Origin of the sequence: Streptomyces sp. NPDC049040, from assembly GCF_043197715.1 — a bacterium.
In the GTDB taxonomy this organism is placed as follows: Bacteria; Actinomycetota; Actinomycetes; order Streptomycetales; family Streptomycetaceae; genus Actinacidiphila.
The window spans coordinates 23,795-37,110 of sequence record NZ_JBICTO010000024.1; the positions used below are offsets into that span (position 1 = coordinate 23,795).

Annotated in this window: 12 protein-coding genes; 7 read left to right on the top strand and 5 right to left on the bottom strand. The window is 73.2% G+C overall.

Annotation, left to right across the window (positions count from 1 at the left end; genetic code table 11):
- The first annotated feature begins 52 nt into the window (after positions 1-52).
- Positions 53-871, top strand: a complete 819-nt coding sequence (locus ACGFMP_RS33615; RefSeq protein WP_393677363.1) for an SAM-dependent methyltransferase — start codon at positions 53-55, stop codon at positions 869-871.
- A gap of 57 nt (positions 872-928) precedes the next feature.
- On the opposite strand, the gene ACGFMP_RS33620 is transcribed toward ACGFMP_RS33615, so the two are convergent.
- The 4 genes from ACGFMP_RS33620 to ACGFMP_RS33635 form a co-directional block, all read right to left on the bottom strand.
- Positions 929-1,759: a helix-turn-helix domain-containing protein gene (locus tag ACGFMP_RS33620; RefSeq protein WP_393677365.1), complete on the bottom strand. Its 831-nt coding sequence runs from the start codon at positions 1,757-1,759 to the stop codon at positions 929-931.
- Positions 1,760-1,913: 154 nt separating this feature from the next.
- Entirely contained in the window at positions 1,914-2,153 is a 240-nt protein-coding gene (locus ACGFMP_RS33625) for a DUF397 domain-containing protein (RefSeq protein ID WP_393677367.1), read from the bottom strand.
- 236 nt (positions 2,154-2,389) lie between these two features.
- Positions 2,390-3,745 (bottom strand): M20/M25/M40 family metallo-hydrolase, encoded by a 1,356-nt coding sequence (locus ACGFMP_RS33630; RefSeq protein WP_393677369.1) that lies wholly within the window; start codon positions 3,743-3,745, stop codon positions 2,390-2,392.
- 191 nt (positions 3,746-3,936) lie between these two features.
- A complete protein-coding gene (locus ACGFMP_RS33635; RefSeq protein WP_393677371.1) occupies positions 3,937-6,117 on the bottom strand; it encodes an alpha-galactosidase in 2,181 nt (726 codons plus the stop codon).
- A gap of 160 nt (positions 6,118-6,277) precedes the next feature.
- On the opposite strand from ACGFMP_RS33635, the gene ACGFMP_RS33640 reads away from it, so the two are divergent.
- Together ACGFMP_RS33640 and ACGFMP_RS33645 are read left to right on the top strand one after the other, a co-directional pair.
- Complete coding sequence (locus ACGFMP_RS33640) at positions 6,278-7,447, top strand: ROK family protein (protein WP_393677373.1); 1,170 nt, start codon at positions 6,278-6,280, stop codon at positions 7,445-7,447.
- Positions 7,448-7,486: 39 nt separating this feature from the next.
- The gene (locus ACGFMP_RS33645) at positions 7,487-8,137 is read left to right on the top strand and encodes a hypothetical protein (protein WP_393677375.1); all 651 of its coding nucleotides are present in this window, start codon (positions 7,487-7,489) and stop codon (positions 8,135-8,137) included.
- A gap of 104 nt (positions 8,138-8,241) precedes the next feature.
- Here ACGFMP_RS33645 and ligD read toward each other — a convergent pair whose 3' ends face one another.
- A complete protein-coding gene (gene ligD, locus ACGFMP_RS33650) occupies positions 8,242-9,129 on the bottom strand; it encodes a non-homologous end-joining DNA ligase (protein ID WP_393677376.1) in 888 nt (295 codons plus the stop codon).
- Between the two features lie 38 nt (positions 9,130-9,167).
- On the opposite strand from ligD, the gene ACGFMP_RS33655 reads away from it, so the two are divergent.
- The 4 genes from ACGFMP_RS33655 (at position 9,168) to ACGFMP_RS33670 (ending at position 13,300) form a co-directional block, all read left to right on the top strand.
- Positions 9,168-10,166 carry a Ku protein gene (locus tag ACGFMP_RS33655; protein ID WP_393677378.1) on the top strand — a complete coding sequence of 333 codons (999 nt, stop codon included), beginning with the start codon at positions 9,168-9,170 and terminating at the stop codon, positions 10,164-10,166.
- A gap of 76 nt (positions 10,167-10,242) precedes the next feature.
- Positions 10,243-11,859: an MFS transporter gene (locus ACGFMP_RS33660; RefSeq protein WP_393677380.1), complete on the top strand. Its 1,617-nt coding sequence runs from the start codon at positions 10,243-10,245 to the stop codon at positions 11,857-11,859.
- A complete protein-coding gene (locus tag ACGFMP_RS33665; RefSeq protein WP_393677382.1) occupies positions 11,856-12,467 on the top strand; it encodes a TetR family transcriptional regulator in 612 nt (203 codons plus the stop codon). The genes ACGFMP_RS33660 and ACGFMP_RS33665 overlap by 4 nt, the downstream gene beginning before the upstream one ends.
- A gap of 101 nt (positions 12,468-12,568) precedes the next feature.
- Positions 12,569-13,300: a GNAT family N-acetyltransferase gene (locus ACGFMP_RS33670; RefSeq protein WP_393677384.1), complete on the top strand. Its 732-nt coding sequence runs from the start codon at positions 12,569-12,571 to the stop codon at positions 13,298-13,300.
- Positions 13,301-13,316: the final 16 nt, after the last annotated feature.

Here is a 13,316-nt window from a genome sequence, read left to right on the forward strand (position 1 = left end):
CAGATCACTCCCAACTCGCCTGAGCCTGGCCGACGATGCCGTGAGGAACCCGATGGACGACGGGGACGCACCACTGACGGACAAGATCGACGTGACGGTGCCGAGCGTGGCCCGCATGTACGACTTCCTGATGGACGGGAAGGACAACTACCCCGCGGACCGCGCGGCCACGGAAGAACTGCTCAAGCAGGTTCCGAGCACGAAGATCCTCGCCCTGAACAACCGGTCGTTCCTGCGCCGGGTGGTACGCCGCCTCGCCGAGGACTACGGGATACGGCAGTTCGTGGACCACGGGTCCGGCCTGCCGACACAGGACAACGTCCACGAGGTGGCCCAGCGGATCGACCCCGCCTCCCGGGTGGTCTACATCGACAACGACCCGATAGTGCTGGCGCACGGCCGGGCGCTGCTGGAGCAGAACGAGAACACCGCGGTGATCCAGGCGGACATGCGCGACACCGAGACGATCTGGGCGCACCCCGAGGTCAAGCGGCTGATCGACACCGACGAGCCGGTCGCGGTGCTCTTCGTCTCGGTGCTGCACTGCATCCCGGACAGGGACGACCCGGCGGACGTGGTGCGGCGGGCGGCGGCCAAGGTGCCGCCCGGCAGCTTCCTCGTGGTGTGCCAGCTGGTCAGCGAGGACGAGGAGACCCGGCGGGGCGTCACCGAGTTCATGGACCGCAGCACCGGCGGGAATTGGGGCGAGGTCCGCCGCGAGCAGGACGTCGCCCGCTTCCTCGACGGCACCGAGATCCTGGAGCCCGGCCTGGTGGAGGTCTCCACCTGGCGCCCGGACACGGACCTGGTGCCGAAGCAGCCGAGCATGGAGTGGATCGAGTTCGGCGGCGTCGGCCGCATCGTCGGCTGACCACCTGCCGCCGCCCCGGCGGGCGCCACGCCGGCCGGGGCTCCGCCCGCGCGCGTGTCACTGGTAGCGGCGCAGGGCGTCTTCCAGAAGTGACCGGCTCTCGGCGGGAGTCGCCGCCAGCGCGCTGAGCTCGTCGAGTGCGGCGCGGTAGCGGTCGACGTCGTCGAGGCGATCGAGGTAGACCGCGCTCGTCATGTGCTCCAGGTACACCACGTCGGGCAGGAAGCCCTGAGCGAATCGCAGATAGGTCACGGCGGCCCCCGGGGTGGCGGCGGCGCTCGCGGAGTACGAGGCGATCTGGAGCCGGATGCCGGGCCGGCGCAGGACGTCGAGCAGGTGCTGCAATTGCTCGCGCATCACGGCCTTGCCACCGACCGGGCGGTGCAGCACTCCTTCGTCGATCAGTGCCCACAGCACGGGCGCGCCGGGTTCGGCCATCCGGCGCTGCCGCTCCAGCCGCAGCTCGACCCGCCGCGCGTTCTCCTCGGCGGGGGCGAGCCGGTGCCCGCTCTGCACCACCGCCCGCGCGTAGGCGACCGTCTGGAGCAGGCCGGGTACGAACTGGGTCTCGTAGGTGCGCACCAGGTGCGCGTCCCGCTCAAGACCGATGAGCGCCTGGAACCAGTCGGGGACGATCTCGCCGTAGGGCTGCCACCAGTCGGGGCCCGCGGCGCGCTGCACCAGGCCGGCGATCTCGGCGCGCTCGACCTCGGAGACACCGTAGAGCTGCAGCAGTTCGTCGACGTCGCGTGCCTTGAGGGAGACGTGGGCGGTCTCCATCCGGCTGATCTTCGAGGCGTGGGCACGGATGTGGCTGCCCGCGGTGGCCGGGCTGCACCCGCGGCTCTCGCGCAGGGCCCGCAGGTAGTTGCCGAGCACCCGGGACATGGCCCGCGCTCCCATGTCGGGGCGGCGTTCGAACAGTGGTAACGGCGATACGGGCTGCGCTTGAGCGGACATGCGGGCTCCCGAGTCATACTGGCCGGGCCAGTATTGCACCGCGAAGCCCGCACTTCGCCCCTTGGACGTCAAACGGCGGGCTTCACACCGTGAAAGCGTCGAAGTCGCCGTCCTTGGCGCCCTCGACGAATGCGGTCATCTCTGCTTGCGTGTATACCAGAGCCGGGCCCTCGGGGTGGCGGGAATTGCGGAAGGCCACGCCCCCGCCGGGCAGTCGGGCCACCTCGACGCAGTTGCCGCTCTGGTTGCTGCGGCCACTCTTGATCCATTCCACCCCTGAAATACTGCTGGCCTGCACTCCATTGACGATCCGCTGCTCCACGGGGCATCGCCTCTTCCTGAGCCACCCGGCACATCAGTCGCTTCGGCACCGCGGATCGCGGCGCTCACACACCCCTCTACCCGGCAACTGCGGCTGCAATTCCCGATGCAATTGCATTCGTTGCGTGCACGGGCAGGTGGCAATTGCAGAGCGTGCGACAAATCCGCACAACGGGAGGAAAAGCATGGAAAGCGGCCGCCGGACGGAGGGTCCGCCCCCGCCGGATCACCGGCCGCTCACCGCGGGCCGGCCGCCGCGCGGAAAGCCGTGGCGTATTCGCGGAGGAAGGCCGCCTCGGCGATCACCGCGCCGCGCAACTCCGAGAACAGCACCCGCTCGTTGGGGGCGTGCAGGTTGCACATGCTGTCCTGCGCGCCGAAGAGCAGCACCTCCGCCCGCGGCGCGGCCTTGGCGAGCCCGTTGACCAGCGGGATGGAGCCGCCGCTCGCCGCGAACTGCGGCTCGCTGCCCCAGCCTTCACGCAGCGCGATACGGGCCGCGCGGTAGGCGGGACCCTCGACGGCCGCTTCGAAGCCTGGGCCGGCGTCGATCGGCGTGACCGTCAACTCGATCCCGTACGACCGGTGTTCACGCAAATGCCGGACCAGCGCGTCGGTGGCCTGCCGCGGGTCCTGCCGCGGGTGCACGCGCAGGTTGAGCTTGGCGCGTGCGTAGGGGACCACCGCGGAGGCGGCACCGTCCACGGCCGGGGCGTCGAGGCCGATCACCGTGATCGCCGGCCCGCTCCAGAGCCGCTCCCCCAGACCGCCGCTGCCGATGAGCGGCATCCCGTCGGCCACTCCTGCCAGTTCGCGGAATTCCTGCTCGGTGTACGAGACCCCGCCCCACTCGTCGCGGCGCAGACCCGCCACCGCCACGTCGCCGTGCTCGTCGTGCAACCCGGCCAGCGCGCGGACCAGGGCGAGCAGCGCGTCGGGGGCCGCGCCACCGAACCCGCCGCTGTGCCGGGCCTCGGCCAGGGTGCGTACCTCGACCACGACCTCGGCGACACCGCGCAGCCCGGTGGTGAAGGTGGGGGTGCCCGGCCGCAGGTTGCCCATGTCGGCGATCACCATGGCGTCGCAGGCGAACCGCTCGGGGTCGGTGGGCGGGTGGTCGTCGAAGGCGCTGCCGTACTCCTCCTGGCCCTCCAGCACGATCTTCAGCCCGGTGGGCGGCCGGCCGCCGTAGGCCCGCAGCACTCCCAGGTGGGCGATGACATTGGACTTGTCGTCCGCGATGCCGCGGGCCCGCAGCCCGCCCTCGACCGGGGTCGGCTCGAAGGGCGGGGACAGCCACAGCGACTCGTCGCCGGGCGGCTGGACGTCGTAGTGGCCGTAGAGCAGCACCGTCGGGGCACCGGGGTCAGGCGGCGGGACCTCGGCGTAGATGACCGGCGCGGTGTCGGGCAGGTCGAGGCTCTCGACGTGCCCGACCCCCGCGTCCCGCAGCAGTTCCACCAGCAGGTCGTGCGCCCTGACGACCTCGGAGCGCGGATGGCCGGGGAAGGCGATCGACGGGATCGAGGCCAGCCGGACGAGGTCGGCGGTGAGGCCGTCCATCAGGCTGTCCACGGTGCTGCTGAGGTCCATCGGGTGCGCTCCTGGTCCCGTCGTCCGGTCGGGACCCCCGGCACGGATCCCTGGTTCAGCACCCTGGCCAGTGCGCTGTGCCACCGCAGCCAGGGTGGGCCGAACGGACCATATACGGGACGGTGCCGGGACCCGGACCTGGCCCCCGGGCCGGGCCCGGCCGGTCCGGCCCCCGCACCCGCCCCGCCAGGTCAGGCCTCGCGCACCTCGACCAGCAGCGCGTGCCCCGGGTTCAGCGTCGGCATCGGCAGCCCCGCCCCGGCCAGCACCGCCCCGGGCAGCGGCACCCAGTCCTCGAGGGCCGCGGTGAACCACGCGGGCCCCGCGGTCTGGTGCAGTGACGGCAGTCCGAGGTCGGTACGGATCCGGACCTGGTAGCCGGTGTCGGGCGCGAGACCCGGCAGCCGCACCCGGCCCGACTGCCCCTCGGGGGAGGTGGCCACCCGCGCCCAGCAGTAGAGCGCGGCCGACGAGTCGGCGGCAACGACACCGTGGAGCAGGGTGGCGTCGCCCGGCAGGTCGGCTCGGACCTGCCTGCCGGTGTGCAGCAGCGGGCGCAGTTCGCGGTAGAGGGCGGTCCAGGCGGTGATCGCAGCCAGCTCCTGCGGGGAGCACGCGGTGAGGTCCTGCTCGATCCCGGGGTGGCAGAAAAGGCTCGTGGCCAGCCGGAAGGTGTCGGCGGTGACCCGGCCCGTGGTGTGGCTCTCGGCGGCTCCCACATGGGCGCCGATGAGTTCCGGCGGCAGCAGCTGGCCGGTCCAGCGCTGGATGGCCTGGCGTTCCACCGGGTCGTTGCAGTCGGAGGTCCAGACCCGGTCCGTCCTGGACAGCACGCCCAGGTCGATCCGGCCGCCGCCGGAGGCGCAGCTCTCGATCTCCAGTGCGGGGTGCCGCTCGCGCAGCGCGTCGAGCAGCCGGTAGAACGCCTCGACCTGGGCGTGTCCCGCGGGCCGGTCGCCGGGGGCGTGCACCGCCTCGTGCAGCTCGCGGTTGTGGTCCCACTTGAGGTACGCGATGCCGTACTCGCCGACCAGCGTGTCGAGCCGGTCCAGGAGGTGGGCGTAGGCCCCGGGGTGCGAGATGTCCAGCACGTACTGGTTGCGGGAGGAGGGGCCGAGCCCGCGGGCGGGGCCGAGTATCCAGTCCGGGTGCTCGCGGGCCAGGTCGGAGTCGGGGTTGATCATCTCCGGCTCGACCCACAGCCCGAAGTCCATGCCGAGGGCGCGGACGTGGTCGACCAGGGGGGACAGCCCTTCGGGCCACACCCGGGGGTCGACGTGCCAGTCGCCGAGCCCGGCGTCGTCGGCGCGGCGGCCGGTGAACCAGCCGTCGTCCAGCACGAAGCGTTCGACCCCGACCTCGGCGGCCCGGTCGGCGAGCCTGCGCAGCCGGTCGAGGTCGTGGTCGAAGTAGACCGCTTCCCAGCTGTTGAGCACCACGGGCCGCGGGGTGCTCGGATGGCCCGGCCGGTCCCGCAGCAGGGTGTGGAAGCGGTCGGCGAGACCGTCGAGGCCGTCCGCCGACCAGGCGAAGTGGCAGACCGGGGTGCGGTGGGTGGCGCCCGGGGCGAGGCGTATCTCGCCGGAGCGCAGCAGCTCGCCGCCGCCGAGGACCGACGCGTGGACGCCCGCGCCCTCGGGGAGCTGTTCGGCCAGGTAGCGCTGGTCGCCGCTCCAGGCGACGTGCACGCCCCACACCTCGCCGTCCCGGAAGCCGAAGCCGGGGACGCCGACGGTCAGCAGGTACGGCGAGTCCAGGCCCGGCTTGCCGCGCCGGACCTCGCGGACATGGCTGCCGTGGCCGAGCGGGCGGCGCTGCGGCTGGCGTTCCCGGCTCCACTTGCCGGTGAAGTCCAGCACCTCGGTGGCCCTGGCCGGCAGCGGCAGCAGGGTGGTGACCCGGGTCAGGTCGTACGGTTCGGGGCCGGCGTCAGGGCTGCGGGTGAGGTCCGCGGTGACGCCGAGCACGCCCGAGGGCTCCAGGCGGTAGGTGACGGTGATGTCGAGTCCTGTCGTGCCGTCCGTCATCGCGAGGACGATCTCGCCGCCGCCCGCGGCGGACTCCCGGTGGGTGCTGCCGGTGAGCACGGGGCCGGGCGCGGCGGCGCCGCCCGCGAGGTGGCCCTCCTGGGCGGGGGTGCCGGACCAGCCGTCGGCCTCGGTGGGCCACACGGTGAAGCGGCGCGGCCGGTCGATGGAGTTGTTCAGGACCGCGGCTTCCGCGGTGAGGCTGAGCGCGGCGGTGTCGGCGTCGGACAGCTCGCCGAGGTCGGCGCCCCAGTGCAGGACACGCGGCACCGGCTCCGTCAACTCGACGACCAGGGCGGTGCCCGCCGCACGCAGGGAGACGGTCCGTGCGGTGGCGTTCTGCATGGCGCAGTCCTTTCCTCGGGTTCGGCCGAATCTAGGCGGACTTTCCTTCCATGGTCAACATATGCCTGGAGGCGATCCCGCAGGTTGCGCGGCATCCGGGTCTTGCGGGCAGGCCGTGGCGGACCCTCTCGGTTTCCGGTGGAAAGGTAAGGTCGCGGGCATGACGCCCGTCGGCCGCCCGCCCGCCGCAGCCCTGGTCTTCCGGACGCTTCTGGTGCACGGCCCCCTCACCCGCGCGGAGTTGGGGCGGCGCACCGGCCTGTCCCCCGGGGCGGTCACCAAGGTCTCCGCTCCCCTGCTGGCCGACGGCTGGATCGCCGAACTGGGCCGTGCGGAGGGGGAGCGGACCAGTGGCAGGCCCGCGACGCCGATGGCCGTGCGGGCGCAACGCGCGCGCTTCGTCGGGGTCAAGGTGACCGCGGACGAGCTGATCGGTGTCCTCACCGACCTGACCGCGGCCCCCATCGCCGCCCGCCGCGCCCCGCTGACCTCGCGGGACGTCGACAGCACCGTACGGGCGGTCGCCCGGATGGTGGGCCGGCTGCGCGGGGCCGGCGGGGCGGAGGCGGCGGCAGGCGCCGAGTCGCCTGGCGGGGTGCACGGCATCGGTGTCACCCTCGCGGGCGATGTCGACCCGCGGACCGGGATCGTGCAGTATTCGCCGTTCCTGGACTGGCGGCAGGTACCGCTGGCCCGGCTGGTCGAGGCGGCCACCGGCGTGCCCGCGGTGGTGGAGAACGACGTGCGCGCGCTGACCGTGGCCGAGCAGTGGTTCGGTGCCGGCGCGGGTCTCTCGTCGTTCGCCCTGGTCACGGTGGGGGCCGGGATCGGCTGCGGCATCGCCGTCGACGGGCGGGTGCTGTCGGGGGCGTACGGCGTCTCCGGCGAGGCGGGGCATCTGCCGGTCGGCGGCGACCGGGTCTGCACCTGCGGCAACACCGGGTGCGTGGAGGCCGTCGCCGCCACCCACGCGATCACCGAGCAGGCCAGGCAGGCCACCGGCGACCCGGACCTGACCATGGCGGCGGCGGTCCGGCGCGCGCACGCCGGCGACCCGGCCGTACGCGAGGTCTTCGCACGCGCCGGGCGCGCGCTCGGCCTCGCGATGGCCTCGGTCGCCAACCTCGTCGGCCCGCAGCGCATCATCATCTCCGGTGAGGGTGTGGCCTCCTACGACCTGTTCGCCGACGCGGTCCGCGAGGCCTTCCGCGCCCAGGCCTTCGGCGCCGCCGCCGACTGCGACCTCGTCGTGCGGCCGCTGCCCTTCGAGGCGTGGGCGCGCGGCGGAGCGGCGGTGGCGGCCCGGCGGGTCTTCGCCACCGGGCACTGACCGGCGGCCGGTGGCGCCGCGGGTTGTACGGTGCCGGGCATGACATCCGCAGCTGAGCACACCCCGGGGCCCGTGACCGCCGACGACGTCGACCTGGCCGTACACCTGTCGGTGACCGCCTTGCGCGAAGTCCCCGACAGCGCCTGGGACTCGGCGGCGGGCGACCTGGAGTGGACCGGGTGGCAGACCGCGGAGCACTTGGCCGACGACCTGTTCGCGTACGCGCTCCAACTCGCCCCGCGGGTGCCCCCGCTGACCACCCATGTGCCGGTCACCTGGCGCCGGGAGACCCCGGGCGGGCCCGCGTCCACGATCTTCGTGGACCGCGGCGAGGGAGTCGCGGGCCTGATGCAGGTGCTGGACGGCTGCGGCGGACTGCTGACCGCCATGGTCCGCACCGCGTCCCCCGAGGCACGGGCGCACCACGTTTTCGGCGCATCGGACCCGGAGGGCTTCGCGGCGATGGGCGTGGTCGAGACGCTGGTCCACACCCGCGACATCACCGCGGGGCTCGGCCTGCCCTTCGAGCCGCCCGCAGGCCTGTGTGCCAGGACGCTGCACCGGCTCTTCCCCGACGCGCCCGCCGACGCCGAGCCGTGGCCCGGGCTGCTGTGGTCGACCGGGCGGACCGCCCTGCCGGGCCGCGAGCGGCTGACGGGCTGGCGCTGGTACGGGGAGCCGCGCGGGTAGCCCGGCCGTGGTGACGTCGAGTGCCGCCCGCGGCGGGTGGGTGACATGCCGTCACGGCCCGCGGCCGCCGCGGGCTCCCGCGGTGCCGGAGGGCGGCGGACGCCTCATGAGGGGAGCGGCGCCGCCGCGGACCCGGCGAGCAGGGGGGCCAGGAGGTCGCCGTGGGCGGCGATGCGCCCGGGGACGTCGGCGATGGTGAAGGCCAGGTCGGCGGGGCCGGCCGCGTCGGCCACCTCCGACCAGGCGAGCGGCGTGGAGACCGTCGGCTCCGGGCGCGCCCGCACCGTGTAGGGCGTCGCCGTGGTCTTCTTCGCCGAGTTCTGCGACCAGTCGATGAAGACCCGCCCGGCCCGGTCCTCCTTGGCCATCCGGGAGACCACCCGGTCGGGGTGCGCGCGCTCGAGTTCCTGCGCGATCCGCCGCGCGTATGCGGAGGCCTGGCGCGAGTCGGCGTCCCGCAGCGCCGCGTAGAGGTGCAGGCCCTTGGAGCCGCTGGTCTTGGCCCAGGTCTCGATGCCGTCGGCGGCCAGCCGTTCGCGCAGCAGGAGCGCCACCTGGCAGCAGTCGACGACGGTACGGTCCGGTCCTGGGTCGAGGTCGACGACCAGGCGGTCGGCGGTGCCGGGCGACGCGGCCTTCCACTGCGGGGTGTGGATCTCGACGCAGGCGAGGTTCGCGGCCCACATCAGGGTGGCGAGGTCGTCGACCCGGACCTGCGGCATGAGTTCGCCGCTGCTCCTGAGCAGTTCGGCGGTCGTCACCCAGTCGGGGGTACCTGCGGGCGGCCGTTTCTGGAAGAAGCGCTGGCCCTGCACTCCGTCAGGCGTCCTGACGAAGCTGGCGAGGCGCCCCGCGCAGTGCGGGATCAGGACCTCGGCGACGCTCGCGTAGTAGTGGAGCAGCTCGCCCTTGGTGGTGCCGGTGTCCGGCCAGAGCACCCGGTCGAGGTGGCTGAGCTTGATCTTGCGGCCCTCGATCTCGGTGATCGGCATACGATAAAGATCCCATAGCCTGACAAAAAGGACATGCTATGCGCAGCGTCTGGAGCGGGACCCTGGCCTTCGGGCTGGTCTCCATCCCGGTGAAGCTCGGATCCGCGGTGTCCAGCCACAAGATCAGCTTCCGGCAGATCCATCTGGCCGACCAGGGCCGGGTGCGCTACCAGAAGACCTGCGAACTGGACGAGGAGGTGCTGACCTCCTCCGACATCGGCCGGGCCTTCGAGACCCCGGACGACCAGCTGGTCGAGGTCACCGACGCCGACCTCCAGGCACTGCCGCTGCCGACCGCCAAGACCATCGAGGTGAGCGGCTTCGTCGAGGCGGCCTCGGTGGACGCGATGCAGTTGGACACGCCCTACTTCCTCGCGCCGTCCTCACCGACCGCGAACAAGCCGTACGTCCTCATGCGCGAGGCACTGGCCCGCTCGGGCAAGGCCGCGGTGGGCAAGTTCGCGATGCGCAATTCGGAGCACCTGGCGCTGATCACGGCACGCGACGACATCCTGCTGCTCCAGACGCTTCGCTGGCCCGACGAGCTGAACTCGGCGGCCGACGCGGTCCCGCGCGGCAAGGTCAACATCAGCGACAACGAGCTGCAACTCGCCGACACCCTGATCGACGCGCTGGGCGAGGCGGACCTGTCGGCCTATCACGACGAGTACGCGGCCGCGGTCGAGGCGCTGGTGACGGCGAAGCTGGAAGGCGCCGAGCCGCCCGCGGCGGCCGGCGAGGGCGGCGGCGGCCAGGTGGTCGACCTGATGGCGGCGCTCCAGGCCTCGGTGGACCAGGCCAAGGACAGCCGGGGCGACGAGGGGCGGCACGCGACCGTCACCGAGCTCGGCACGAAGGGCGAGCGCGGCGGCGGGAGCGGGAAGCGCCCGGCGAAGAAGGCGGCCGCGAAGAAGACCGCGGCCAAGAAGACCACCGGCGGCAGGAGCACCGCCAAGAAGACCGCGGCCAAGTCGGCGGCCAAGAAGACGGGGACGGCGGCGGCGAAGAAGGCGTCGGGGCACCGCAAGGCAAACTGAAAGCTTACTTTCATTTGACAGACGAGCACCTCCTGGGAGTTACTGTCTTTAACGAGTCGACTCTCAGGAGGCAGTCATGCCCGTCCCCGTGCCCGCCCCTCCCCCGCTCGCCCACTCCCCGCGCCGCTGGTGGGCGCTCGCCGCCCTGACGCTGAGCGTGCTGATCATCGGCCTCGACAGCACCGTCATCACCGTCGCGCTGCCCACCCTGTCCGGCGAACTGGGCGCCGACAGCGCCCAGTTGCAGTGGATCAACGGCGGCTACCTGCTGGCGCTCTCGGTGGCGATGCTGCCGGTCGGGCTGATCGGCGACCGCTACGGCCACAAGCGCGTCCTGGTCGGCGGCATCACGCTCTTCGGCCTGGCGTCACTGGCCGGCACCCAGGCGGACTCGCCGGGACAGCTGATCGCGGTGCGGACCGTGCTCGGACTGGCCGCGGCGATGATCATGCCGGTGTCGATGGCCGTCCTGCCACGGGTGTTCGGCGCCGCCGAACTCCCCAAGGCCATCGGGGTGTGGACGGCGGCCACCGCGATCGGCCTGCCGGTGGGACCGCTGGTCGGCGGCTGGCTGCTCGGCCACTTCTGGTGGGGCTCGGTGTTCCTGTTCAACGTGCCGGTGGTCGTGCTGGCGCTCGCCGCGTGCCTCTGGCTGCTGCCCTCCGACCGGACCAGGGACCGCGCCGCGGCCGTACCGTTCGACATCGGGGGGACCGTGCTCAGCGCACTCGGCATCACCGCACTCGTCTACGGCACGATCCTGGTCCCGGACGACGGCTGGGGCAGCCCGCAGGTGCTGGGCGGCGTCGGCGGCGGCGCCGTGCTGCTCACAGCCTTCGCGCTGTGGCAGCGCCGGTGCGCGCACCCCCTGGTCGACCTGCGGCTCTTCGCCGATCCGCGCTTCCGCTGGGGCACCCTGATCGCGGTGTTCGTGAACTTCGCGCTGATGGGCATCCTCTTCGTCGTCCCGCAGTACCTGCAGGCGGTGCTCGGGCACGACGCGCTCGGCACCGGACTGCGGATACTGCCGCTGATCGGCGGGCTGATGGCCGCCGCCACGCTGGGCGAGACGCTGGTGCCGCGGCTGGGCACACGGGTCGTGGTGTCGTGCGGGCTGCTGGTGTTCGCCGCGGGCACCGTGGCCGGCGCGGCCACCGGCGCAAGCGACGGGTACGGCTACGCCGCGCTGTGGCTGACCATGACGGGCTTCGGCTTCGGCCTCGCCGTGGTGCCCGCGACCAGCCTGGTGATGGCGGTACTGCCCGCCGAACGCTCGGGCCGGGGCACCAGCCTGCTGGAGACCGTGCAGCAGGTCGGCGGCGTGCTCGGGGTGGCCGGCCTCGGCAGCCTGCTGAGCGCCGGCTACCTGGCCAGGCTGGGCACGGACGGCCTGCCCCGCCCGGCCGCGGCCGAGGCACGCGACTCGGTGAGCGCCGCGGACGCGGTGGCGGCCCGGTTGCGCGACCCGGACCTGCTGGACTCGGCGCACCGGGCCTTCGTGCACGGCATGAGCCTGGCGCTGCTGGTGTGCGCGGCCATCGCGCTGGCCGCGGCCGTCCTCGCGGGGTTCTTCCTGCCCGCCAGGGCGGCGCGGACGCAGCACGGCGAGAAGGCGGCGGAGCCCGCAGGCACCGTCCCGTCCGCGCGGGAGGTCGCCACACCCACCGCCGACCACGGACAATCTCTCGCATGACCACCAAGGAGACCCCGGCCGCGCCGGAACTGAGCCTGCGGGAGCGCAAGAAGCTGCGCACCCTCCAGACCATCAGGCGCGAGGCCTACCGCCTCTTCGCCGCCCAGGGCTACGAGGCGACGACCGTCGACCAGATCGCCGACGCGGCCGAGGTCTCCCCCAGCACCTTCTTCCGCTACTTCCCCACCAAGGAGGACGTGGTCCTCAGCGACGAGTACGACCCCGCGCTCGTCGAGGCGCTGCGGGCCCGCCCGCCGGGCGAGCCGATCATCGAGTCGATCCGGCACGCGCTGACCGACTCGCTCGGGCAGCTGATCGCCGCCGACCACGACGAACTGCTGCTGCGGACCAGGCTCGGCTTCACCGACCCGGCGATCCGGGCGCGTTCCTGGGACGAGATGCAGCGCAGCCAGGACGTGGTGGCGGCGGTGATCAGCGAGCGCACCGGCCGCGACCCCGACGACCTCGACGTGCACTGCGCCGCCGCCGCACTGATCGCGGTGTCCACGGCGGTGGTACGGCACTGGGTGCAGCGGGACGGCAAGGTGGACCTGGTCGCGCTCTACGACCGGCAGTTCGCCCTGCTCGCCGAGGGCCTGCGGTTCTGACCGGCGGAAGATCGCGCGAGCGGGATTTTCCCGCGCCCCCCGCGGGTTGCCAAGGGTGGGCGCCGACACGGCCGGCGCAGAAACGGAGCAGCCTCCCGACCATGTCGACCCTTGTTGAACCTCCGCACCCGCGTCCCGGCGGGGACGCAGCCGACCCGCACGTCCTGGACAACGCCGCCTGGGCGGCACTGACCGGCCCGCACCGGCACCTCGCCGAGAGGTTCGGCTCCGCCGCCCGCTACCGGGCCGACGTGTCGCCCTTCGTGGCGATCGCGGACCCGGCGGACCCGCGGTCATGGGCCGACCTGGCCACTTTGGTGGGCCCGGGGAACCCGTTCGCGATCGCCGGGGTGCCGACCCTGCCCGCGGGCTGGGCGACCGGCCAGTCCGGGCAGGGCGTGCAGCTCGTCGCGACAGCGGTGGAAGCCGGTGACGACCCCGAGGCGGTGCGGCTCGGGCCCGCGGACGTACCCGAGATGCTGGAGCTGGTCGAGCGGGCCAAGCCGGGCCCCTTCCTGCCCGGCACGATCGGGATGGGCGCGTACTACGGCATCCGCCGCGCGGGCAGGCTGGTCGCGATGGCCGGGGAGCGGCTGCGGCCGCCCGGCTGGACCGAGATCAGCGCGGTGTGCACCGACGAGGAGCACCGCGGCCAGGGCCTGGCGACACGGCTGGTGCTGCACACCGCGGCAGGCATCGCGGCCCGCGGCGACACCGCCTTCCTGCACGCCGCCGCGGTGAACACCGGCGCGATACGGCTGTACGAGACGCTCGGCTTCACCCGCCGCCGCGACACCCTCTTCCACTTCCTCCAGGTCCCCGGCGACCGCTGACCCGCACATCCGAGGA

Bases quoted from the DNA above. Each gene is read 5' to 3' on its own strand.
- ACGFMP_RS33615 (WP_393677363.1), top strand. From the start codon at position 53: ATGGACGACGGGGACGCACCACTGACGGACAAGATCGACGTGACGGTG.
- ACGFMP_RS33620 (WP_393677365.1), bottom strand. From the start codon at position 1,759: ATGTCCCGGGTGCTCGGCAACTACCTGCGGGCCCTGCGCGAGAGCCGC.
- ACGFMP_RS33630 (WP_393677369.1), bottom strand. From the start codon at position 3,745: ATGGACCTCAGCAGCACCGTGGACAGCCTGATGGACGGCCTCACCGCC.
- ACGFMP_RS33635 (WP_393677371.1), bottom strand. From the start codon at position 6,117: ATGCAGAACGCCACCGCACGGACCGTCTCCCTGCGTGCGGCGGGCACC.
- ACGFMP_RS33640 (WP_393677373.1), top strand. From the start codon at position 6,278: ATGACGCCCGTCGGCCGCCCGCCCGCCGCAGCCCTGGTCTTCCGGACG.
- ACGFMP_RS33645 (WP_393677375.1), top strand. From the start codon at position 7,487: ATGACATCCGCAGCTGAGCACACCCCGGGGCCCGTGACCGCCGACGAC.
- ligD (WP_393677376.1), bottom strand. From the start codon at position 9,129: ATGCCGATCACCGAGATCGAGGGCCGCAAGATCAAGCTCAGCCACCTC.
- ACGFMP_RS33655 (WP_393677378.1), top strand. From the start codon at position 9,168: ATGCGCAGCGTCTGGAGCGGGACCCTGGCCTTCGGGCTGGTCTCCATC.
- ACGFMP_RS33660 (WP_393677380.1), top strand. From the start codon at position 10,243: ATGCCCGTCCCCGTGCCCGCCCCTCCCCCGCTCGCCCACTCCCCGCGC.
- ACGFMP_RS33665 (WP_393677382.1), top strand. From the start codon at position 11,856: ATGACCACCAAGGAGACCCCGGCCGCGCCGGAACTGAGCCTGCGGGAG.
- ACGFMP_RS33670 (WP_393677384.1), top strand. From the start codon at position 12,569: ATGTCGACCCTTGTTGAACCTCCGCACCCGCGTCCCGGCGGGGACGCA.